Below are 22539 nucleotides of genomic sequence, written 5' to 3' on the forward strand. Positions count from 1 at the left end.
AAGTAACGCTGAGCGCGTTACTTCCCCCCGGTTCACATTTCTCACCAATTTCGGGGAGGACTGGACTGGTCTAGACCACCCTGTTAGCGTCGTGGGCATGGCAACGAAAACAACAACTCGGGTCCTCGTTACCACCGCCGTCGGTGCACTTGCCCTGGGTCTGACCGCTCCGGCGGCCTCGGCCCACGGAGGCAAGGGCGACTCACGCGACGCGCGGCACGAGCACACCAACCACGGGCATCACCGTGGCCACGCATGGGGGCACGCCAACATCAAGACCTCGCGGGTCGTCGTCGACGAAGGCGCCGGCACCGCGACCGTGACCCTCCGGCTCAGCAAGAAGGCGCCGGCCGACGCGACCTTCACCTGGGCCACCTTCGACAAGACCCCCGCACCCGCGCCGTCCGCGCCGGCACAGCGGCGCTCCGGCGGGAAGTGGTCCGACCACCTCGCCGTCGCCGGGCAGGACTACACCGCCAGCTCCGGCACCGTGACCATCGCCGCCGGCACCCGGACCGCGACCGTCACCGTCCCGATCCTCGACGACACCGCCGTGGAGAAGAAGGAGCGCTTCTTCGTCCGGTTCAAGGCGACGTCGGCCACGAAGGCCGCGGCCCGCAAGGCCTCCAAGCGCGAGGGCACCTCCAGGGCCTGGTGCGCGGGCCCGCGTGGCCGTGCCACCACGACCGTCGTGATCGCCGACAACGACACCACGGCCCCCACCAGCTGATCGCACCATCACCAGCACGACCTGGCTGCAGGTCACCCTCCCCGGAGGGTGGCCTGCAGCTGCGTTTCGACCGCGGTGAACCCGACCGCTTGGTAGAGCCGGTAGGCCGGGTTGCGCGGGTCGGCCACGATCACCAGCGACTCGGCGCCGAGCGCGTCGATCGCATAGGTGCCGGCGTGCACGACCAGAGCGGAGGCCAGGCCCCGACCGCGCCAGTCGGGCCGGGTCACGACGTCCTGGAACCGTGCACGGTCCGTGCCCGGTGGCGAAGATCCCGAGCCCCGACACCATCGTGTCGCCGACGAAGGCGCCGAACCAGTCTCCGGTCCCTGCCTCGGCCATCGCCCTCTCCGCCGCCGCCTTGAGGATGAGGAACTCGACGAACCCGGCGCCGTACGTCGCCTCGTCGACGGCCCGCGACAGCGCGATCCGCTCCTCCCAGTCCTGGTCGGTCTTGAGCTGGCGGATCACCACGTCGGCGTCGAGTCGGCGCCGCGGCGTCAGCTCACTGGCGGTCATCGCGTGCGTGACCTCGACCTCGTAGCCGCGAGCAGCGAAGGGCGCCAGGTCTGCCACGCTGCCGGTGGGATCGTCGATCCCGAACGCGCGGTGCTCCGCGTCAGGGAAGGCCTCGTCGAAGACCCGTTCCCAGGTGGTCAGGTCGCGGCGCAGCGGCGTGCGGCGCAGCAGCAGGAAGTTGCCCCAGACGAATCCCGGATTCTCGGGCGTGCGGACGAGGAGGCAGGTGCCGTGGTCCTCGATCTCGCTCCCGGCAGCGGCACGCAGAGCGAGATCGGACTGCCACGCCTTCGAGAGGATCTCCATGCCCCCGAACTCTGGCCGACACTCGCGGTGGCGAGGTTTCGCCGGCGTAAAGATCCCCGTCCGATCCGGGTAGTCTGGCCGCTATGCGTGTTCTGACGGGGATCTCCTCACCGCGCGACCTCGATCGGCTCAGCGACGCCGATCTCGATGTCCTGGCGAGCGAGATCAGAGACCTCATGATCCGCACCACCGCCCGCACCAGCGGCCACCTCGGACCCAACCTCGGTGTCGTCGAGCTCACCCTGGCCCTGCACCGGGTCTTCGACTCGCCGCGCGACCGGATCGTGTGGGACACGGGCCACCAGTCCTACGTGCACAAGCTGCTCACCGGGCGGGTCGAGCGGTTCGACACGCTGCGCCAGGAGGGTGGCCTGTCGGGCTATCCGTCGCAGGCCGAGTCCGAGCACGACCTGGTCGAGAACTCGCACGCCTCGACCGCTCTGTCGTACGCCGACGGCCTCGCCAAGGCCTACGCGATCCGGGGCGAGGACCGGCACACGGTCGCCGTGATCGGCGACGGCGCACTCACCGGCGGGATGGCCTGGGAGGCGCTCAACAACATCGCGATCGCCCGGGACTCCAAGCTGGTGATCGTGGTCAACGACAACGGTCGCTCCTACACGCCGACCATCGGTGGTCTGGCGAACGCCCTCACCAGCCTGCGGACCAACCCGCGCTACGAACGCGTCCTCGACACCGTCAAGCGCAAGCTGCCGACCGTGCCCGGCGGCGGGGCGACGTACGAGGTGCTGCATGCGGTCAAGAAGGGGATCAAGGACGCGATCGCGCCCCAGGGTCTCTTCGAGGACCTCGGCCTGAAGTACGTCGGCCCGGTCGATGGTCACGACCGCGCCGCGATGGAGCAGGCCCTGCGCCAGGCCAAGGGCTTCGGCGGCCCCGTGATCGTGCATGCCCTGACCCGCAAGGGGAACGGGTACGACGCCGCGGAGAACCACGCGGCCGACCAGTTCCACGCCCCGGGTCCGTTCGACGTCGAGACCGGTGTCGAGCACCCCAAGGCCTCCTCGTGGACCGACGTCTTCGCCTCCGAGATGCTCCGACTGGGGGAGGAGCGCCCCGATCTGGTGGCGATCACCGCCGCGATGATGCACCCCGTTGGACTCGACGCGTTCCAGGAGCGCTTCCCCGAGCGCACCTTCGACGTCGGCATCGCCGAGCAGCACGCGGCCACCGCCGCTGCGGGCCTCGCGATGGGCGGGATGCACCCGGTCGTCGCTCTCTACGCCACGTTCCTCAACCGTGCCTTCGACCAGGTCCTGATGGACTGCGCGTTGCACCGCACCGGTGTCACGTTCGCGTTGGACCGCTCGGGTGTCACCGGCGACGACGGCGCCAGCCACAACGGCATGTGGGACATGTCGGTGCTGCAGGTCGTGCCGGGTCTCCGCCTCGCCGCTCCGCGTGACGCGGCCCGGCTGCGGGAGCTGCTCGGCGAGGCGGTCACCGTCGACGACGCCCCGACCGTGGTCCGGTACCCCAAGGGCCCGCCGCCCGAGGACCTCGAGGCGATCGGACGGGTCGGCGCGGCTGACGTCCTGGTCCGCGAGGGCGCCCAGGACGTGCTGGTCGTCGCCGTCGGTTCGATGGCCGGCGTCGGCGTCGAGGTCGCCGAACGCGTCACCGCCCAGGGCCTCGGCGTCACCGTCGTCGACCCCCGCTGGGTCAAGCCTGTCGACCCCGCCCTGGTCGAGCTCGCTGCCGAGCACCGCCTGGTCGTGACGATCGAGGACAACGGGGTGATCGGCGGTGTCGGCGCGGTCTTCCTGCAGACCCTGTCGGCCGCCGGGATCGGCACGCCGGTGCGGATCCACGGCATCCCGCAGGAGTTCCTCGACCACGCGAAGCGACCCAAGATCCTTGAACGGATCGGACTGACGGCGCAGGCGATCGCGCTGTCCATCGTGGAGGAACTGGCCGAAGGCAACGCTGCCGAAGGAGACGCCCATGGATCTGATGCGCCGCAAATCGATCGAGCAGTCGCTGGCCGACGCCGATGAACCGGAGTACCAGCTCAAGCGCAGGCTGAGCGCCCTCGACCTCACCGTCTTCGGCATCGGCGTCATCATCGGCGCCGGCATCTTCACCCTGACCGGCCGCGCCGCGGCGCAGTACGCCGGACCGGCGGTGGTCTTCTCCTTCATCATCGCGGCGATCTGCTGTGGCCTCGCGGCCCTCTGCTACGCCGAGTTCGCCTCGACGGTTCCGGTCTCCGGATCGGCCTACACGTTCTCCTACGCGACGCTGGGTGAGCTGATCGCCTGGATCATCGGCTGGGACCTCGTCCTGGAGCTGATGCTCGGTGCCTCGGTCGTCGCGCAGGGCTGGAGCGCCTACTTCGTCACCTTCCTCGACCAGATCGGACTGACCTGGCCGAGCGGGATCGGCCCGGTCGAGTCCGACGCGTTCACGTGGGGTCACCTCAACCTGCCCGCCCTGCTCCTCGTGGTGGTCCTGACGGCGCTCGTCGCCTACGGGATCAAGGAGTCGATGCGGGTCAACCTCGTCCTGGTCGCGGTCAAGCTCTTCGTCGTGCTGTTCGTGATCGTGGCCGGACTCTTCTACATCAACGCCGACAACTACCACCCGTTCGTGCCGCCGCGCGCCGACCCGGTCAGCGTCGACGGCATCACCCAGCCCCTGATCCAGTGGGCGTTCGGCCTCGAGCCGGCGACGTACGGCGTGCTGGGGATCGTGACCGCGGCCTCGGTCGTCTTCTTCGCCTACATCGGGTTCGACGTCGTCGCCACCACGGCCGAGGAGGCGAGGAACCCGCAGCGCGACCTGCCCCGCGGCATCATCGGCTCGCTGGTGATCTGCACCGTCCTGTACGTCGCCGTGGCCCTGGTCATCACGGGCATGGTCTCCTACGACGAGATCGACACGTCGGCCGCGCTGGCGACCGCGTTCCGAGACGTCGGCAGGGACGGGTTCGCCACCCTCATCTCGGCGGGTGCTGTCGCCGGTCTCACGACGGTGGTGATGACCCTCCTGATCGGCACCTCCCGGGTGCTGTTCGCGATGAGCCGGGACCGGCTGCTCCCGCCGGGGTTCGGCAAGACCTCAGCCCGCTCCGGCACGCCCGTCCGGATCACCCTCGCGGTCGGCACCGTGGTCGCGGTGGTCGCTGGGTTCACCCCGATCGGGAAGCTCGAGGAGATGGTCAACATCGGCACCCTGACCGCGTTCGCGCTGGTCAGCATCGCGGTTCCGGTGCTGCGCCGCAGCCGCCCCGACCTGCATCGTCCGTTCCGGGTCCCGCTCAGCCCGTGGCTGCCGCTCCTGTCCGCGCTGATCTGCCTCTACCTCGCGCTCAACCTGAGCATCGAGACCTGGCTGCGGTTCCTGGTGTGGATGGCGATCGGCTTCGTCGTGTACTTCAGCTACGGCTACCGCCGCAGCCGGGTGGCCGCGGAAACCCTCAACTCGGCGCCCTGAACCCTCAAGTCGGCGGTCGGAACCCTCAAGTCGGCTAGCGGACGACGACGAGGGTGCGGCGGCCGGAGGTGAAGTCCCAGATCCGCTGGCTCATCGCCCTGCTGACCCGGATGCAGCCGTGGGAGTTCCCGGCCAGGTTGGTGCCGAGGTACCAGTCGGGGTGGATCTGGGGGCCGGTCGCGCCGCGGGTGGGGATCCGGTGGAAGCCGATCCCGCAGGGGGCGAACCGGACGAAGTTCTGCATCCGCAGGGAGCCGGAGCTGTTCAGCTTCACCCGGGACGGACGACCGCAGTAGGAGCCGGTGTGCCAGCGGCCCTTCTCCAGCACGCCGGGGTTGTCCACGATCCCCGCCTGGGCGACGACGCGACCCGCGGAACCGATCAGCCAGATCCAGTTCTGCTTCTGCGAGATCACGATCCGCCGGCCCTGACCGGTGTGGGCCGGGACGGGTCGGACGTCGCAGCGGGGCGCAGACGCGTCGACCAACGACGACCGCTCGCGATCGGTGAGCCGACCGGTGGCAGCGTGGCCCAGACGGGTCTGGAAGCGGACGACCGCCGTCTCGGTGTGCCGGCCGCGACGGCCGTCGGCCGGGCCCGCGTCGCAGCCCAGCTGGTTCAGCCGTTGCTGCGTCTGGCGCACGGTGGTCGATGGATCGGCCGAAGCAGGGGAGGCGAGCAGCATCCCGACGAACGACACGACCACGACGACGACGGCGACCAGGCGGCGCATGTCACGGACGCTACAGGCCCTCGGGGGCGTCGTGATAGACGTCCGGGTCGACGTGGACGCCGCGGATCCGGGTGGCCAGCAGCGGGAAGATCAGGACCGACAACATCCCGGCGCCGATGAACGCGGCAGCCGTGGCCGGCTTCAACGTGCCGTCCGCGACGCCGAGCCCGGTGATCACCACGATCAGGGGCAGCGCCGTGGCGGCGTACACCGACGCCCCCAGGCGGTCCCTCCCGGCGAGACTTCCGTGCAGCGTCAACCAGATCGGGCCGCCCCGGATCACCAGGAGCAGCACGAGGGCGATGGGGACCAGCGCCAGGGCGCGGCCGTCGGAGAGGAGGGCGTCGAGGTCGAAACGGATCCCGCTGACGACGAAGAAGATGGGGATCAGCAGGCCGAAGCCGACGCCCTCGATCCGGGCCACGGTGCCCTCGTGGGTCTCCTCGCTCGTCCCGGAGAGGAAGTAGCGCACCACCAGCCCGGCGGTGAAGGCGCCCAGCAGGACGTCGAGACCGAGCTCGGCGGCGACCCAGACCATGAACAGCACCAGCAGCATCGCGGTCCGCACCCCGAGCTGCCCGCTGGAGGAGAGCGTCCGCTCCATCAGGCGGCGCAACCGGTCGGGGTGCCGACGCTGGGCGAGGAGCAGCACGGTCGCCGAGACCAGCACGAACGCGGCCAGCACCAGGAGCGTGTACCAGACCGCGTCACCGCTGAGCAGGACCGCGATCGCGACGATGGGGCCGAACTCGCCGACCGCGCCGGCCGAGAGGATGAAAGCGCCGAAGCGGGTGTCGGCATCGCCCGTGTCGCGCAGGATCGGCAGGATCGTGCCGAGCGCGGTGGTCGTGAAGAGCATCCCGATCACGAACCCGGCGGTGAGGTCGTCCTCGGGTCGCATCGAGGTCATGATCAGCACCCCGGTGCCGAGGCCGAGCACCAGCGAACCGGTCCACCCGGCCAGCGCCGACTTCAGAGGCCGACCGGCGACCTTCGACATCTGGATCTCGTACCCTGCCAGGAACATCAGCAGCGTCAGGCCCAGCTCGGAGAACGCCGACACGACGGTGTTGTCGTGCGCGATCCCGAGCACAGCCGGGCCGATCAGGATCCCGCCGAGGATCTCCAGCACGACCGCGGGGACCGGGATCCAGCGACCGACGATGTCCGAAATCACCACCGCCACCACCCCGACGCCCAAGCAGAGCATCAGAGTGGTGGCGGCTTCGAGGCTGAGCTCCTCCGCAGTCATGCGGAGGAGTCTAGAGATCCCGAGCTCAGTGGAACGTGCGGCCCGTGACGGCCTCGGAGATCCCCTCGCGATCGAGCAGCTGGGTGAGGCCACCGTTCCAGAACAGGAACCCGGCGCCCGTGATCATGCCCAGGTCGATGTCCTCGGGAGCAGCGGCGACGCCCTCGTCGAGCATCCGCCGGGTCTCGTCCGCCAGGGCCTCGAGGGTCTGGCGGCGCACCTGCTCCGGGGTCAGCACGGTGTCACCGACGGTGAGCAGCGCGGCGACCTCGGGGTCGACCGTCGTGCCGTCGGCGGCGTAGAAGGAGCCCTTCTTCGCCTCGACCACCTTGTGCAGGTTCTCCGAGAGGTAGAACCGCTCCGGGAACGCCTCGTGCAGCGTCTCGTTGTTGTGGTAGGCGATCGCCGGTCCGACGAGCGCGATCAACATGTACGGCGGCATCGGGGTGACCCCGGCGAAGGCCTGGTCCACGACGTTGATCGGGGTGCCCTCGTCGGCGATCTTGGCGACCTCGCCCATGAACCGGCCGAGCAGCCGGTTCACGATGAAGGACGGGCTGTCCTGCACCAGGATCGTGGTCTTGCCCAGACCCTTGCCGGCCGCGAACGCCGTGGCCAGCGCGGCGTCGGAGGTCTGCTCGCCCTTGATGATCTCCAGCAGCGGCATCACCGCGACGGGGTTGAAGAAGTGGAAGCCGACGACCCGCTCGGGGTGCTCGAGGTCGGCGGCCATCTCCGTGATCGAGAGCGAGGAGGTGTTGGTCGCGAAGACCGCCGTGGCGGGTGCGACCTTCTCCGCGTTCGCGAAGACGGTCTTCTTCACACCGAGCTCCTCGAAGACGGCCTCGATGATGAAGTCGGCGTCGGAGAAGGCGACCTCGTAGTCGGTCGTCGCCGAGACCAGCGCCTTGAGCCGGTTGGTGGCGTCCTGCGAGGCACGGCCCTTGGCCAGGCGCTTGTCGAGCTCGGCGTGGACGTAGGCCACGCCCTTGTCGGCCCGCTCCTGGTCGAGGTCGACCAGCACGACCGGCACCTTGAGCCGCTGGATGAAGAGCAGCGCGAACTGCGAGGCCATCAGACCGGCACCGATGATGCCGACCTTGGTGATCGGCTGGGCCAGCGACCGGTCCGGGGCGCCGGCGGGACGCTTGGCCCGCTTCTGCACCAGGTCGAAGGAGTAGAGGCTCGCCAGGGTCTCCGGCTGGGAGACGGCGGCGGTGAGTGCCTCGTCCTCGGCGGCGAAGCCCTCGTCCTTGGACGCGGTCTTGGCCAGGGTGAGCAGCTCGACGGCCTTGGCCGCGGCGGGGGAGGCGTTGCCGGTCTTCGCCCAGGCGAAGAACCCGGCGTTCTTGACCGCCTCGTCCCAGCCGGCCTCGCGGTTGATCGGGGCCCGCTCGACGACGATCTCGCCGGTGAGGACCCGGTCGGCCCAGATCAGCGACTGCTCGAGGTAGTCGGCACCGTTGAAGGCGACGTCGGCGATGCCGAGCTCGACCACCTCGGCACCGTTGCGCAGCACGGTGCCGTTGTTGAGCGGGTTCTGGATGAACACCTTCGCGGCCCGCTCGGGACCGATCAGGTTCGGCAGCAGCCAGGCGCCACCCCATCCGGGGATGAGGCCGAGCATGACCTCGGGCAGACCGACGGCCGGCACGGTCTCGATGACGGTGCGGTAGTCGGCGTGCAGCGCGACCTCGAGGCCACCGCCGAGGGCGAGACCGTTGATGAAGCCGAACGACGGCTTCTTGGCTACGCCGTTGCCGTCAGCGAGCTTGCGGAACACCGCGTGACCGAGCTCGGCGATGGTGCGCACGCCCTCGGTCGGAGCCTGCTTGAACGTGTTCAGGTCGGCACCCGCGGCGAGGATGAACGGCTTGCCGGTCACCGCGATCGCGTCGATGGTGTCGTCGGCCAGCGCGGCGTCGTACGCCGTGTTGAGCTCGACCAGGCCCTTCGGGCCGAAGGTGTTGGGTCGGGTGTGGTCCAGGCCGTTGTCCAGGGTGACCAGACCGAGGACCTTGCCCGAGGGCAACGTGACCTTGGACAGGCGGGCCTGGGTGACGACCTCGTCGTCGGTGTAGACCTTCTCGATGTCCACGAGGAGCTGCTTGATGTCAGTCATCTCAGGCACCAACCTTCTTCTTCTCGCCGTTCCAGTTCGGGTTCTCCCAGATCACGGTGCCGCCCATGCCCAGGCCGATGCACATCGAGGTCAGGCCGTAGCGGATCGACGGGTCCTCCTCGAACTGGCGGGCCAGCTGGATCATCAGACGGACGCCGGACGACGCCAGCGGGTGACCGAACGCGATCGCGCCGCCGTACGGGTTGACCCGCGGGTCGTCCTGGTCGATGCCGAAGTGGTCGAGGAAGGCGAGCACCTGGATGGCGAACGCCTCGTTGAGCTCGTAGGCGTCGATGTCGTCGATGGTCAGGCCGGCCTTGGCCAGCGCCTTCTCGGTCGACGGGATCGGGCCGACGGCCATCACCTCGGGGGCGACCCCGGCGTAGGCGTAGGTGACCATCTTCATCTTGATCGGCAGACCGAGCTCGAGCGCGGTCTCCTCGGAGGCGAGCAGCGACGCGGTGGCACCGTCGTTGATGCCCGCGGCGTTGCCGGCGGTGACCCGACCGTGCGGACGGAACGGGGTCTTGAGACCGGCGAGCGACTCGAGCGTGGTGCCCGGGCGCATCGGCTCGTCGGTGGTGGCCAGGCCCCAGCCCTTCTCCACCGAACGGGTGGCGACGGGGACGAGGTCGGGCTGGATCTTGCCGTCGACGTAGGCCTGGGCGGCCTTCTCCTGGGAGGCGACGGCGTAGGCGTCGGCGCGCTCCTTGGTGATCGCCGGGTAGCGGTCGTGGACGTTCTCGGCGGTGTTGCCCATCACGAGCGCGGACGGGTCGACCAGCTTCTCGGAGATGATCCGGGGGTTCGGGTCGACGCCCTCGCCCATGGGGTGACGGCCCATGTGCTCGACGCCACCGGCGATCGCGATGTCGTAGGCACCGAAGGCGATGCCACCCGCGACGGAGGTGACGGCGGTCATGGCGCCCGCGCACATCCGGTCGATGGAGTAGCCGGGAACCGACTGCGGCAGGCCGGCCAGCAGGCCGGCGGTGCGGCCGAGGGTCAGGCCCTGGTCGCCGATCTGGGTGGTCGCAGCGATCGCCACGTCGTCGATCCGCTCGGGCGGCAGCGACGGGTTGCGGCGCACCAGTTCGCGGATCAGCTTGACGACCAGGTCGTCGGCGCGGGTCTCGGCGTACTGGCCCTTGGCCTTGCCGAACGGAGTGCGTACGCCGTCGACGAAGACGACTTCGCGCAGTTCTCGGGTCACGAGTTCTCCTGCATGAGAGGGGCGGGGACGGGACTCCGGAAGGAGCCACCACGGCTACATTACTCGTCGGTAACTTGTTCGGGGAATAGGGTCTACCTCACGCACGGTTAGGGCGGTGTGTTGCGCAGACGGGGAACGGGGGCCGAGATGGCGAAGTCGAAGCTGGTCCACATCGTCGATGAGGTCGACGCACTGGAGTCCTACGACGGCCCGCTGGTGATGCTGCAGGTCCTCGACGGTTTCCTCGACGCCGGCAACGCCTCGGCGCGGGCGGCCCGCTACCTGGTCGAATCGGCTGCCTCCGCGCCGGTCGTCGCGACGTTCGACGTCGACGCGTTCCACGACTACCGCGCCCGCCGGCCCACGGTGACGTTCGCGCGCGACCACTACACCGACTACGACGCACCCCGCCTGGTGGTGCGGTTGCTGCACGACACCGGCGGGACGCCGTACCTCCTGATGAGCGGTCCGGAGCCCGACAACCGGTGGGAGGCGTTCGCCCGTGCCGTGCGCACCGTGATCGAGCACTTCGGCGTCGATACCGTGGTCAGCCTCGGCTCGGTGCCGATGGCGGTCCCGCACACCCGTCCGCTCACCCTGACCCACCACGCCAACGACCCTGAGCTGCTCACCTCCGAGAGCCCCTGGCAGGGCGAGCTCCGGGTGCCGTCCAGTGCGCAGGTCCTGGTCGAGCTCCGGCTCGGCGAGTGGGGCCACGACGCCCTCGGGTTCGTCGCCCACATCCCGCACTACCTCGCTCAGCTCGACTACCCGCCGGCGGCGGTCAGCCTGCTGGAGCAGGTCGAGTACGCCGCGCGCCTCACCCTCGACCTCGCCGACCTGCAGGTCGAGGCCACCGCGCGGATCGCCGAGATCGGCACCTACCTCGAGCAGAACCCCGAGGTGGCCGAGGTCGTCGAGGCGCTCGAGCGGCAGTACGACGCCTTCACCCGTGCCGAGGAGTCGGGCCAGAACCTGCTCGCGGCGAACCAGCCGCTCCCGACCGGCGAGGAGCTGGGCTTGGAATTTGAGCGATTCCTGGCAGGGCTCGAAGATGAGGACCATGACCCAGACCAGTGAGTCGACGAGTGAGTCGGAAGGCGCCGCGCTGAAGGCGCTCCTGGATGTTCTGACCCTGGAACAGCTCGACGACAACCTGTTCCGCGGGACCGGCGCCGACAACGGCCGCGGCCGCTCCTTCGGTGGCCAGGTCGCCGCGCAGTCGGTGATGGCCGCGATCGGCACCGTCGAGGACGAGTACTACCTGCACTCGATGCACTCGTACTTCCTGCTGCCGGGTGACCCGACGCAGCCGATCATCTACGACGTCGAGCGGATCCGGGACGGCCGCTCGTTCGCGACCCGTCGGGTGGCCGCGCGCCAGCACGGCCGCGACATCTACTACCAGACCTCGAACTTCCACCGGCACGAGGAGGGCTTCGAGCACCAGGACCGGATGCCCGACGTCATCCCGCCCGAGATGGGGCTCGACCTGACCTCGCTGCTCAAGGCGCGCACCGACCCCGAGGGGAAGGCGCTCGCCGAGGAGTGGGGTGTCGTCGACGCACGCGCCATCGGCAGCTCGCAACGCGGTCTGCCGCACGACCCCGACCACCCGTCGCGTCAGCGGATGTGGCTCAAGCTCAACGGGCGCCTGCCCGACGACCCGAAGATCCAGCTCGGCGCCTTCGTCTGGATGAGCGACATCACGCTGCTCGGGGCGTCGCTGGCCGCGCACTCGCTGGACCACTCCGGCATCCAGATGGCCTCGCTCGACCACTCGATCTGGTTCCATCGGCCGTTCCGTGCCGATGAGTGGTGGCTCTACGACCAGATCTCGCCCTCGGCCCAGGGCGGCCGCGGGCTGGCGGTCGGACGGGTGTTCACCGAGGACGGGGTGCTGGGCGCGACGGTGACCCAGGAGGGTCTCATCCGTCCGCCCCGGCAGTCCTGATCGCTAGAGCGCGGTCGTCACGCCGTTGAGGTGCACGGTGTCGGAGCCGGCCTTGCCGAGAGCGAAGGCCCAACCGGTGCCGGTCTCGGAGGGGATCTCGTGGGCGCCGAACATCACCGTGCTCGGCAGGAACGCCGGCTTGCGGAACGCGACATCGACCCGGACCGCGTCGGGCAGCCGGTTCTCCAGCGCGGCGACGGAACGGGCGAGGGTCCACATCCCGTGCGCGATCTGGCGCTTGAACCCCAGGGCCTTGGCGCTCAGCGGGTAGAGGTGGATGGGGTTCAGGTCACCTGAGACCCGGCCGTAGCGTCGGCCGAGGTCGGCGGGGAGCTTCCAACCGGTGCCGCGCTCGGCGACCTCGGGAAGCGTGAGTCCCCACGACGCCGACTCGTCGCCGCGGCCGCGGCGCAGGTAGGTCGAGGTCTCCTCCCAGACCACCTCACCGTCGCTGGAGACGGTGCTGAGCAGGTCGTACCGGGTGCCCCGCGGATGCGGACTGCCGGCGCCCACGCTCGCGGCGACCTCGAGGGTCTCGCCGATCGCGATCGGTCGGTGCTGGACGATCGAGTTCTCCAGGTGCACCATCCCCATCGCCGGGGCGGGGAAGGCGGGGTCGGACATCATCGCCATGTGCAGCCCGAAGGCGAGCAGGTGCGGCCAGGGGAGTGGGACGGTGTCGCGGACGTCGAAGTGGCACACCTCGGCGTAGGCCTCGACGGCGGCGCGCTCGACCGTGACCGGCGGACGGGTGAAGGCCAGCCCCTCGAAGGGTCCGCCCCTCTTCCGGATCCCCGGCAGGGCGTTGACCCCCGGAATCGCGGGGAGGGCGAGCTTGGCCAGGGTGCCGATCCCGGTCTCGCCGGACACGACGCGCGCTGAAGATGTCACGGGAGAACCCTAGGCGCCGAGCATCATCTGGCCGCAGACCCGAACGACGTTGCCGTTGACGGCGGTCGAGGCCGGGCTGGCGAACCAGGCGATCGTCTCGGCGACGTCGACCGGGAGGCCGCCCTGGGCCAGCGCGTTGAGGCGCTGGCCGACCTCGCGGGTGGCCAGCGGGACGGCCGCCGTCATCGCCGTGATGATGAACCCGGGAGCGACGGCGTTGATCGTGATGCCGTCGGTCAACTCGTCCGCCAGCGCGTCGACCGTGCCGATCACCCCGGCCTTCGAGGCGGCGTAGTTGGTCTGGCCGACGTTGCCCGCGATCCCGGCGATCGAGGCCACGCCGATGATCCGACCGTTGGCGTTGATCACCTTCTGCGCCAACAGCTCCGCGGTGATCCGCTCGGGCGCGATCAGGTTGACCGCGATCACGGAGTCCCAGCGGGACTCGTCCATGTTGGCCAGCTTCTTGTCCCGGGTGATGCCCGCGTTGTGCACCACGACGTCGACGCCGCCGTGGTGCTCGAGCAGGTGCTGCGCGATCCGCTGCGGTGCGTCCGGCGCGGTGATGTCGAGCGTGAGCCAGTCGCCGTCGATCTCGCGGGTGACCTGCTGGAGCTCGCTGGCCGCCTGGGGCACATCGATGCCGAGGACGGTCGCGCCGTCGCGGTGCAGCACCCGGGCGATCTGCTCGCCGATGCCGCGGCTCGCCCCGGTCACCAGCGCGACCTTGCCGGCCAGCGGCTTCGCCGGGACCTGCTCGTCCGCCGACGTGGCCGGGCTCGCCCCGTGCTGTCCGATCCGGACCACCTGGCCGCTGACGTAGGCCGACTTCGCCGAGAGCAGGAAGCCGAGCGTCGAGGTGAGCGAGGACTCGAAGCCCTCGGCGACGTAGACCAGCTGCACCGTCGAGCCGCGACCGATCTCCTTGCCCAGGCTGCGGGTGAAGCCCTCGAGGGCTCGCTGCGTGATCCGCTCTTCGCCGGCGACGTTCTCCGGAGGAGTTCCGACCACGACGACGCGGGCACAGGGGGAGAGAGACCGCAGCGTCGGGGTGAAGAACTCCTGGAGCGCGATGAGCTCTGCTGGCGAGGTGAGACCGGTGGCGTCGAAGACCAGCGCCTTGTACGTCGCCTCGTCCTGCCGCGCCGCGTGCACGTCCTCGGCGCCGAGCAGCGCCAGGGTCGCGGGCAGCGACTCGACCACGCGTCCACGTCCGCCGGTCAGCACGGTGCCCTGGATCAGGGCGGCGCCGTCGACGTACCGCTCGAGCCGGGCCGGATTCGGCAGGCCCAGGTTCTTGACGGCGAGCTTGCCGAGGGCAGAGTGGGTGAAGGACTGATACTGATCGGCCATGAGACATATGTAACTATGCGTGTAACTCAGTGTCCACATTTCGTAGGATCCATCACATGACTTCCTCCGGCCCCATTCGCAAGGTCGCCGTTCTCGGCGGCAACCGGATCCCGTTCGCGCGCTCCAACGGCGCCTACGCGACCGCCTCGAACCAGCAGATGCTGACTGCGGCGATCGACGGCCTCACCGCCCGGTTCGGTCTCGAAGGAGAGCGGCTCGGCGAGGTCGCCGCCGGCGCGGTGCTCAAGCACAGCCGCGACTTCAACCTCACCCGCGAGTCGGTGCTCGGCTCCAAGCTCGGCCCCGAGACGCCCGCCGTCGACATCCAGCAGGCCTGCGGGACCGGGTTGCAGGCGGCGACGTACATCGCGAACAAGATCGCCCTGGGGCAGATCGACTCCGGGATCGCGGGCGGGACCGACACCACGTCCGACGCCCCGATCGCGCTCGGGGAGAACCTGCGCAAGATCCTGCTCGAGGCGAACCGGGCGAAGTCGACCGGGGCTCGGGTGAAGGCGCTGCTCAAGGTCCGACCCGGAGACATCGTGCCGAACATCCCCGCCAACGTGGAGCCGCGCACCCGGCTGTCGATGGGCGACCACGCCGCTCTGACCGCGCTGGAGTGGCGGATCACCCGCGAGGCGCAGGACGAGCTCGCCGCCCGCTCCCACCAGAACCTGGCCGCCGCCTACGAGGCCGGCTGGTTCGAGGACCAGATCACGCCGTTCCGCGGGCTCGACCGCGACAACAACCTGCGCGCCGACTCCACGGCGGAGAAGCTGGCCAAGCTCAAGCCCGCCTTCGGCAAGGGGGAGGCCGCCACCATGACGGCCGGCAACTCCACCCCGCTGACGGACGGCGCCTCGGCGGTGCTGCTCGGCACCGACGAGTGGGCGGCCGAGCACGGGCTCGAGCCGTTGGCCTACTTCGTCGACTCCGAGGTCGCGGCGGTCGACTACGTCACCGGTCGCGAGGGGCTGCTGATGGCGCCCGCCTACGCGGTCCCGCGGCTGCTGGCCCGGCACGGCCTGACCTTCGACGACTTCGACTTCTTCGAGATCCACGAGGCGTTCGCCTCGCAGGTGCTCTCCACCCTCGCCGCCTGGGAGGACCCTGTGTTCTGCCGCGAGCGGCTGGGTCTGGACGCGCCGCTCGGGGCGATCCCGTGGGAGAAGCTCAACGTGAAGGGCTCCTCGCTCGCCGCGGGTCACCCGTTCGCCGCCACCGGCGGTCGGATCATCACCAACCTGGCCAAGCTGCTGCACGAGAAGGGATCGGGCCGCGGCCTGATCTCGGTCTGTGCCGCCGGTGGTCAGGGTGTCGTGGCCATTGTGGAACGGTGAGCAGGCAGAAGTTCTCACCCACAGCCCGGTGAGCGGGCGGAAGTTTGCGTTTCGCGTGAAAACTTCTGCCTGCTCACCGAGGGTCAGCGGGTGACGGCGAGGGCGGTCGCGACGAGGTAGTCGCGGACCTGGTCGGTGCTGACCGCGCTCATCTCGGGGACGCCGGGGGCGGACTCGGCCACGAGCAGCCCGACCCGTGCCTGCTGAAGGGCGCCCAGGCCGCTGCCGTAGAGCATGTTGGCGAGCAGCACCGGGTCGGAGACGCTGAACTCGCCCGAGGCGTTCCCCTCCTCGAAGAGGGAGACGAGGACCGACAGGCAGCCGCTGATCCCGCGGCCGAGCCGCAGGAGCGCGCTCTCGCTGATCTCGTCGAGCAGCTCGGGGCCGGTGCGGCGCATCAACGACTGGGCACAGTCGGCGAAGGCGGGGTGGGCGAGGCCGTAGTCGACGAACCGGACCACAGCGGCCGAGAGTCGGTCCCGGACCGTGCCGGTCGTGGCGGCCCCGGCGACGAGCTCGGCGCGCAGCTCGTCGAGGTAGCCGACGAGGGTGAGAGCGAAGAGCTCCTCCTTGCCGGTGAAGTGTCGGTAGACGATCGCTCGGTTGATCCCGACCGCGTTGGCGATGTCCTCGATCTGGGCGTCGCGGACGCCGCGCTCGTCGAAGAGCCGCCGGGTCGCGCCGAGGATCTCGACCTCCCGGGCGCGGCGGCGGGCTGCAGCGGCCGATCGACGGCCATCTGACTCCGGGGCTCGGGTGCTCACAGCGGAAGTGTACGAGTCGTGAAACCCAGGGTTGCAACAGTTGCTGGATCAGTCGGTTCCGGGAAGTACGGCGCGCGCCGCCCGGGAGCGGTCGGTGACGACCACGTCGACCCCCATCGCGGCCAGCTCCCACCAGCGGGTCTCCTGGTTCGGGGTCCAGACCACGACCTCCTGACCGGCCCGGTGGATCGCGTTGATCCTGGCCTGGGTGACGAGGCTGTCCTTGAGGAAGAGCGCGTTCGCGTACGGGACGCGCGCCGGATCGGTCTCGTTGATCGGGTCGACCGAGTCGGCGATGATGTCGATCTCGGCGTCGCCGTAGGGGAGGGTGCCGATCGCGTGCAGAGCGTCGGCGACGTCCTTGTTGAACGTGTTGAAGACGGCCCGGTCGTTGTCACCGATCGTGATGAACCGCTGGTAGCCCCAGTCGCCGAGGTGGGCCTGGTCGAACGCGGCGATGGTGTCGTAGAGCTGCTCGGCCTCCTCGGCCGTGCCCAGCTTGGGCTCCACCATGATCTTCGACGTGGTGTGGGAGGACGCGGAGATCAGGGTCAGCGCCTCCTCGAGGGTCGGGACCCGCTCGACGGCGGAACCCGGGCGCTTCCACGAGCTTGCGTCGAGCTGCTTGATCTCGCACAGGGTGAAGCGCTCCACCACCGGGATCAGCTGGCCGTTCTTCAGCTTGTAGCGCGGGTCGGTCTGTCCTGTCGCCCGGTTGACCGGCGGGAACTTCTTCAGCACGTCGGTGGTGCGGCTGAACCCTTCGTCGTGCAGCGCGATGAAGTGGGTGTTCTTCTCGGTGTCGGTGGACTGGGTCGAACGCCAGTCCGTGACGCCCGCGTCGGGGATGCACGACGGCGTCCCGGTGACCGGGTCGAACTCCGCCGGGTCGTCGGGTGCGGTGCGCTGCCAGTCGGTCTCGACGAAGTCAGCATCGTCGTTGAGCGCCTCGCTGTAGGCGAGCAGCGTGTTCTCGGGGAAGTACGCGGAGAAGCCGCGGTGGGCGGCGACCTTCATCCGCTCGGTGGGCAGCACGGTGAGCTTGCGCGCCGGTGAGGTGTAGCGGGCCGCCCCTCCCCGAGCCGCGGCGGCCACCCGCACCTGGAACACGCCGTTGGTCGACCTCGACCACGCGAAGCTGGCCCGCCCGGCGGGACCCTGCGTCGCGGTCGCAGCGGTGCGCCAGCCCGCGCCATCGTTGACCTGGAGCTCGACGGGGCGGCCCCGACGTACGGGTGAGAAGGCGGCGGTGAGGGTGACCCGCTGGCCGATCTTCAGCGGCCCCGAACCGCCGGCGACCGAGCCCGACTGCTGGGCCAGGGTGATCGAGCGCCTCGCACTCTCGCGGCGCGCGAAGGTCCGGCCGTGCTTGCGGACCTTCGCCACCACCACGCGCCACGACACCGACCGGGACTGCTGGGTGACCGTGAACCGGTAGTGCCCGGTCCGACCGATCGCGGCCCGCTTGGTCGTGACCCACCTCGACCCGGACCGGCGCTGGAGCGCCGCGGTCCGGGCGACGGACTTCCCGAGGCTGCCGGCGAGGGTGAACGGCTCGCCCGCCAGGGGCCGGGTCTGGGAGCTGGTCGGCGCCTTCCGGTGAACGACCTTCGCCTCGGCGGGGGCCGGGAGGGCGAACGTCGCGACCACCACGGTCAGGAGGAGGGCCAGGCGTCCGAGCATTCCTTTACCTTACGGACGCGCCCCACCGCTCAGAGAAACGGACGCAACGGGGAGAGCACGAACTCGGTGAACTTGCGGTGCAGGTCGCGGGCCAGCCACTCCGAGCTGGTCAGCTCCAGGGCGTTGGTCTGGTCGGTCGCGAAGATCTCCTCGAGCACCGCGGCGAAGGCGTCGTCGATCACCTCGACGTTGATCTCGTAGTTCCCGGTCAGGCTGACCCGGTCGATGTTGGCTGTGCCGACCGTGCTCCAGCTGCCGTCGACCGTGCACGTCTTGGCGTGCACCATCGCGCCGTTGAACCGGAAGATCCGCACCCCGGCGTCGAGCAGCTGGGTGAAGTAGCCGCGCGCGATCCAGTCGGTGACGACGTGGTTGGACTTGAGCGGGATCAGGAGTCGGACGTCGACCCCGCGCTGGGCGGCGTCCTTGAGCGCGTCGACGAAGTCCTGGTCCGGGAGGAAGTAGGCCGTGGTGAGGTAGATGTTGTTCGAGGCTCGGTTGATCGCCTCGAGGTACATCGACCGGATCGGGAACATCCACAACCGGGGCACGTTGCGGTGGAAGCGCAGCCGCGGTTCCCACTCGGTGCTGGCCTGGACCAGCAGCGGCCGGGTGCTGCCGCGGTGCTTGCGGTTGAGGTTCCAGAAGTCGGCGAAGGCCCGCTCCAGGTCGGCGACGCCGGGGCCGGTGACCCGGACGTGGGTGTCGCGCCACTCGGTCGCGTAGAGCCCGCCGATGTTGTAGCCGCCGACGAAGCCGACGGTGTCGTCGACGACCAGGATCTTGCGGTGGTCGCGGCCGTAGCGGGACAGGTCCCAGAACCGCCAGCCGGCGGTGTAGACCGGGAACCGGAGCACCTTGATCGTGGCCGGGAAGTGCTTGAACCGCCGCGGCACCACCAGGTTGGCCAGGCTGTCGTAGATCACGTGGACCTCGACCCCGCGATCGGCGGCGGCGATCAGGGCGCGCTTGAACCGCTCCCCGAGGACGTCTCCCTTCCAGATGTAGGTCTCGAGCAGGATCTGACGCTCGGCCTTGGCGATCGCGGCGAGCATGTCCTCGTAGAGGTCGGACCCGAAGGAGTACGTCGTCAGCTCACCGTCGCCGAGCCGCGTGTGGGTCGGGGGCAGGGTCGGGAACGGGCGTGCGCGGCGACCGCGACTGCGGTAGGCGTCGACCAGGCTGAGCCCCACGCCGACCGCGACGGGCAACCCGAAGGCGACGAGCAGGGTCCGCCGTACCCAGGTCCAGAGCCGTCCGCCGATCACGTCTCCACCCTAGACGGCGGGTGCCCGGGTTCTGGTGCCCACTGTTGTGTCGGTGGTCGCACGTAGGCTGGACGCATGCGTCCAGTGACCGATCTCGAGCGCCGGGTTGCCCCCTTCGACGTGGTCTCCGACTACTCCCCGGGTGGTGATCAGCCGGCCGCCATCGCGGAGATCACCAAGCGCATCCAGGGCGGCGAGTCCGACGTCGTCCTGCTCGGCGCGACCGGCACCGGCAAGACGGCCACGGTCGCCTGGGTCGCCGAGCAGCTGCAGCGTCCGCTGCTGGTGCTGCAGCCCAACAAGACCCTGGCCGCGCAGTTCGCCAACGAGCTGCGCCAGCTGTTCCCGCACAACGCGGTGGAGTACTTCGTCTCCTACTACGACTACTACCAACCCGAGGCGTACGTCCCGCAGACCGACACCTTCATCGAGAAGGACTCCTCGATCAACGAGGAGGTCGAGCGGCTGCGGCACTCGGCGACCAACTCGCTCCTCACCCGGCGTGACGTGATCGTGGTCTCGACCGTGTCCTGCATCTACGGTCTGGGCACCCCGCAGGAGTACGTCGACCGGATGATCCGGCTGCGGGTGGGGGAGGAGCACGACCGCGACTCGATCCTGCGCCGCCTGGTCGACATCCAGTACACCCGCAACGACCTGGCCTTCACCCGCGGCACGTTCCGGGTGCGCGGCGACACCCTCGAGGTGTTCCCGGTCTACGAGGAGCACGCGGTCCGGATCGAGTTCTTCGGCGACGAGATCGAGCGGCTGATGACGTTGCACCCCGTCACCGGTGAGGTGCTGACGGAGGACAACGAGCTCTACATCTTCCCCGCCACCCACTACGTCGCGGGTCCGGAGCGGATGGAGCGGGCGATCGCGGGGATCGAGTCCGAGCTCACCGCGCGGCTGGCGGAGTTCGAGGGCTCGGGCAAGCTGCTCGAGGCGCAGCGGCTGCGGATGCGCACGACGTACGACGTCGAGATGATGCGTCAGGTCGGGTCGTGCGCCGGGATCGAGAACTACTCGATGCACATCGACGGTCGGGGTCGGGGCACCGCGCCGAACTGCCTGCTCGACTACTTCCCGGAGGACTTCGTCCTCGTCGTCGACGAGTCGCACGTCGCGATCCCGCAGATCGGCGGGATGTACGAGGGCGACATGTCCCGCAAGCGCAACCTGGTCGACCACGGTTTCCGGCTGCCCAGCGCGATGGACAACCGGCCGCTCACCTTCGCCGAGTTCCTCGAGCGGATCGGCCAGACGATCTACCTCTCCGCCACCCCGGGGAAGTACGAGCTCGACAAGGCGGGCGGTGACAAGCCGCCGTACGTCGTCGAGCAGATCATCCGCCCGACCGGCCTGATCGACCCCGAAGTGATCGTCAAGCCGACCAAGGGGCAGATCGACGACCTGATCCACGAGATCCGGCTCCGGACCGAGAAGAGCGAGCGGGTGCTGGTCACCACGCTGACCAAGAAGATGTCGGAGGACCTGACCGACTACCTGCTCGACGCCGGCATCCGGACCCGGTACCTGCACTCCGAGATCGACACGCTCAAGCGGATCGAGCTGCTCCGCGACCTGCGGCTGGGGGAGTACGACGTCCTCGTCGGGATCAACCTGCTGCGTGAGGGCCTCGACCTGCCGGAGGTGTCGTTGGTCGCGATCCTCGACGCCGACAAGGAGGGCTTCCTGCGCTCGGACAAGTCGCTGATCCAGACCATCGGTCGTGCCGCTCGTAACGTCTCGGGCCAGGTCCACATGTACGCCGACCGGATCACGCCGTCGATGGAGTCGGCGATCGAGGAGACCAACCGGCGTCGCGCCAAGCAGGTCGCCTACAACACCGAGCACGGGATCGACCCGCAGCCGCTGCGCAAGAAGATCGCCGACATCACCGAGATGCTCGCCCGCGAGGAGGAGTCGACCCAGGAGCTGCTCGACACCTGGGCCGGCACCGAGGCGAAGGGGCGCGCCGGCGGTCGCAAGGTCGCGCCGACCCCGGTCCTCGGCGATGCCGCCAAGCACGCCACCATGGTCGCCGGGATGCCGAGCCAGGACCTGGCCGAGCTCATCCAGCAGCTCACCGACCAGATGCGGGCTGCCGCCGCCGAGCTGCAGTTCGAGGTCGCCGCGAGGCTGCGTGACGAGATCAGCGAGCTCAAGAAGGAGCTGCGGCAGATGATGGAAGCCACGAAGTAGCGGTCCGAGATCTGCCACGATCCCATCCATGACAGTGCGCGTGTTCATCGCCATGGGGGCGTTGGTGGCATCAGGGGCGCTGGGCTCCTGCAGCTCCGAGTCCCAGTCGGATCCCCGGCCCGGACCGTCCTCGGCCTCGTCGGAGAGCCCGCTGACGGCCGCCGAGGTCGATCGCTACCACCTGTCGGCGTGCTACTACCCGATCGCCGACGGCGACACCGTTGCCTTCCGAGGCCCGGGCCTCAAGCTCGTGTCGGGCCCGATCACGGTGACGGGGGCGACCATCGAAGGATCGCCGACGCTACGGCTGACGGCCACCGGTGCGGTGCGCTACGTGCCAAGCCCGGAGGCGCCGACGGTCGGGTACGTCGGCAATCGCATCAAGGACGTCGAGCCGACCGAGAAGCCGTTCGTCGCCGGCTCAGGGACCGCGCTGGTGGGACAGACGTTCGCGCCGTCACCGGCCGGAGTGGTTCCCCTCTACGAGGTCATGGTGCGCTGGCTGCCGGACGTGTCACTCCAACAATCGGCGACGATCTCCGGGGTCACCCTCACCTATCTCGACGCCGGCGGTGCCGAGCACACCGTGAGCGCGCCGCTCGACATCGGGCTCGTCAGCGAGGAGGGCGAGTGCGACGACCGGTCGCACCCGGTCGCCGGCGGTTCCTGAGCTGACCGATGTGACCCAGGTGACATCCCTGCGAGGGTGGCCGGGAGCGCCCGACTCCGCGGGACTAGCGTGGCCCC

General features: G+C 69.6%; 20 protein-coding genes. 10 read left to right on the forward strand and 10 right to left on the reverse strand.

All coding sequences use genetic code 11. From position 1 onward, the window contains the following. The first annotated feature begins 97 nt into the window (after positions 1-97). A complete protein-coding gene (locus ACZ5J1_RS05330) occupies positions 98-730 on the forward strand; it encodes a Calx-beta domain-containing protein (protein WP_464563211.1) in 633 nt (210 codons plus the stop codon). Positions 731-762: 32 nt separating this feature from the next. Here ACZ5J1_RS05330 and ACZ5J1_RS05335 read toward each other — a convergent pair whose 3' ends face one another. Beyond that, positions 763-960 (reverse strand): GNAT family N-acetyltransferase, encoded by a 198-nt coding sequence (locus ACZ5J1_RS05335; protein WP_464563213.1) that lies wholly within the window; start codon positions 958-960, stop codon positions 763-765. Positions 961-992: 32 nt separating this feature from the next. Between ACZ5J1_RS05335 and ACZ5J1_RS05340 the strand changes: the two genes are divergently transcribed. The 4 genes from ACZ5J1_RS05340 to ACZ5J1_RS05355 are packed head-to-tail and all read left to right on the forward strand — an operon-like array spanning position 993 to position 5011. Further along, on the forward strand, positions 993-1274 hold the full coding sequence (locus ACZ5J1_RS05340) for a hypothetical protein (RefSeq protein WP_464563215.1): 282 nt from the start codon (positions 993-995) through the stop codon (positions 1272-1274). Then, the gene (locus ACZ5J1_RS05345) at positions 1253-1651 is read left to right on the forward strand and encodes a hypothetical protein (RefSeq protein WP_464563217.1); all 399 of its coding nucleotides are present in this window, start codon (positions 1253-1255) and stop codon (positions 1649-1651) included. The genes ACZ5J1_RS05340 and ACZ5J1_RS05345 overlap by 22 nt, the downstream gene beginning before the upstream one ends. Beyond that, a complete protein-coding gene (dxs, locus tag ACZ5J1_RS05350; protein ID WP_464563219.1) occupies positions 1639-3573 on the forward strand; it encodes a 1-deoxy-D-xylulose-5-phosphate synthase in 1935 nt (644 codons plus the stop codon). The genes ACZ5J1_RS05345 and dxs overlap by 13 nt, the downstream gene beginning before the upstream one ends. Further along, on the forward strand, positions 3521-5011 hold the full coding sequence (locus tag ACZ5J1_RS05355; RefSeq protein ID WP_464563221.1) for an APC family permease: 1491 nt from the start codon (positions 3521-3523) through the stop codon (positions 5009-5011). Before dxs ends, ACZ5J1_RS05355 begins: the two co-directional genes overlap by 53 nt. Positions 5012-5045: 34 nt before the next feature. Here ACZ5J1_RS05355 and ACZ5J1_RS05360 read toward each other — a convergent pair whose 3' ends face one another. The 4 genes from ACZ5J1_RS05360 to ACZ5J1_RS05375 are packed head-to-tail and all read right to left on the reverse strand — an operon-like array spanning position 5046 to position 10331. Next, the gene (locus tag ACZ5J1_RS05360) at positions 5046-5744 is read right to left on the reverse strand and encodes a L,D-transpeptidase family protein (protein WP_464563223.1); all 699 of its coding nucleotides are present in this window, start codon (positions 5742-5744) and stop codon (positions 5046-5048) included. 10 nt (positions 5745-5754) lie between these two features. Continuing rightward, positions 5755-6996 carry a cation:proton antiporter gene (locus ACZ5J1_RS05365; protein WP_464563225.1) on the reverse strand — a complete coding sequence of 414 codons (1242 nt, stop codon included), beginning with the start codon at positions 6994-6996 and terminating at the stop codon, positions 5755-5757. Between the two features lie 25 nt (positions 6997-7021). After that, complete coding sequence (locus tag ACZ5J1_RS05370; protein ID WP_464564717.1) at positions 7022-9118, reverse strand: 3-hydroxyacyl-CoA dehydrogenase NAD-binding domain-containing protein; 2097 nt, start codon at positions 9116-9118, stop codon at positions 7022-7024. Between the two features lies 1 nt (position 9119). Further along, complete coding sequence (locus ACZ5J1_RS05375; RefSeq protein ID WP_464563227.1) at positions 9120-10331, reverse strand: thiolase family protein; 1212 nt, start codon at positions 10329-10331, stop codon at positions 9120-9122. A gap of 147 nt (positions 10332-10478) precedes the next feature. On the opposite strand from ACZ5J1_RS05375, the gene ACZ5J1_RS05380 reads away from it, so the two are divergent. Next, positions 10479-11411: a PAC2 family protein gene (locus ACZ5J1_RS05380; protein ID WP_464563229.1), complete on the forward strand. Its 933-nt coding sequence runs from the start codon at positions 10479-10481 to the stop codon at positions 11409-11411. Continuing rightward, positions 11395-12285: an acyl-CoA thioesterase gene (locus ACZ5J1_RS05385; protein ID WP_464563231.1), complete on the forward strand. Its 891-nt coding sequence runs from the start codon at positions 11395-11397 to the stop codon at positions 12283-12285. Before ACZ5J1_RS05380 ends, ACZ5J1_RS05385 begins: the two co-directional genes overlap by 17 nt. Before the next feature lie 3 nt (positions 12286-12288). On the opposite strand, the gene ACZ5J1_RS05390 is transcribed toward ACZ5J1_RS05385, so the two are convergent. Further along, on the reverse strand, positions 12289-13176 hold the full coding sequence (locus tag ACZ5J1_RS05390; RefSeq protein WP_464563233.1) for a MaoC/PaaZ C-terminal domain-containing protein: 888 nt from the start codon (positions 13174-13176) through the stop codon (positions 12289-12291). 9 nt (positions 13177-13185) lie between these two features. Then, positions 13186-14529: a 3-oxoacyl-ACP reductase gene (locus tag ACZ5J1_RS05395; RefSeq protein ID WP_464563235.1), complete on the reverse strand. Its 1344-nt coding sequence runs from the start codon at positions 14527-14529 to the stop codon at positions 13186-13188. Positions 14530-14585: 56 nt separating this feature from the next. Here ACZ5J1_RS05395 and ACZ5J1_RS05400 point away from each other — a divergent pair, with 56 nt between their 5' ends. Then, complete coding sequence (locus ACZ5J1_RS05400) at positions 14586-15872, forward strand: acetyl-CoA C-acetyltransferase (protein ID WP_464563237.1); 1287 nt, start codon at positions 14586-14588, stop codon at positions 15870-15872. Between the two features lie 83 nt (positions 15873-15955). On the opposite strand, the gene ACZ5J1_RS05405 is transcribed toward ACZ5J1_RS05400, so the two are convergent. From ACZ5J1_RS05405 to ACZ5J1_RS05415, 3 genes are read right to left on the reverse strand one after another with little or no spacing between them, the layout of a single operon-like run. Continuing rightward, positions 15956-16636: a TetR/AcrR family transcriptional regulator gene (locus ACZ5J1_RS05405; RefSeq protein WP_464563239.1), complete on the reverse strand. Its 681-nt coding sequence runs from the start codon at positions 16634-16636 to the stop codon at positions 15956-15958. Between the two features lie 48 nt (positions 16637-16684). After that, positions 16685-18319 carry a glycerophosphodiester phosphodiesterase gene (locus ACZ5J1_RS05410; protein ID WP_464563241.1) on the reverse strand — a complete coding sequence of 545 codons (1635 nt, stop codon included), beginning with the start codon at positions 18317-18319 and terminating at the stop codon, positions 16685-16687. A gap of 29 nt (positions 18320-18348) precedes the next feature. Then, entirely contained in the window at positions 18349-19584 is a 1236-nt protein-coding gene (locus tag ACZ5J1_RS05415; RefSeq protein ID WP_464564719.1) for a phospholipase D-like domain-containing protein, read from the reverse strand. 78 nt (positions 19585-19662) lie between these two features. Between ACZ5J1_RS05415 and uvrB the strand changes: the two genes are divergently transcribed. Then, on the forward strand, positions 19663-21792 hold the full coding sequence (gene uvrB, locus ACZ5J1_RS05420; protein WP_464563243.1) for an excinuclease ABC subunit UvrB: 2130 nt from the start codon (positions 19663-19665) through the stop codon (positions 21790-21792). Between the two features lie 28 nt (positions 21793-21820). Next, complete coding sequence (locus ACZ5J1_RS05425; protein WP_464563245.1) at positions 21821-22462, forward strand: hypothetical protein; 642 nt, start codon at positions 21821-21823, stop codon at positions 22460-22462. The last annotated feature ends 77 nt before the right edge of the window (positions 22463-22539 follow it).

It is taken from the genome of Nocardioides sp. JCM 18999 (genome assembly GCF_055391175.1).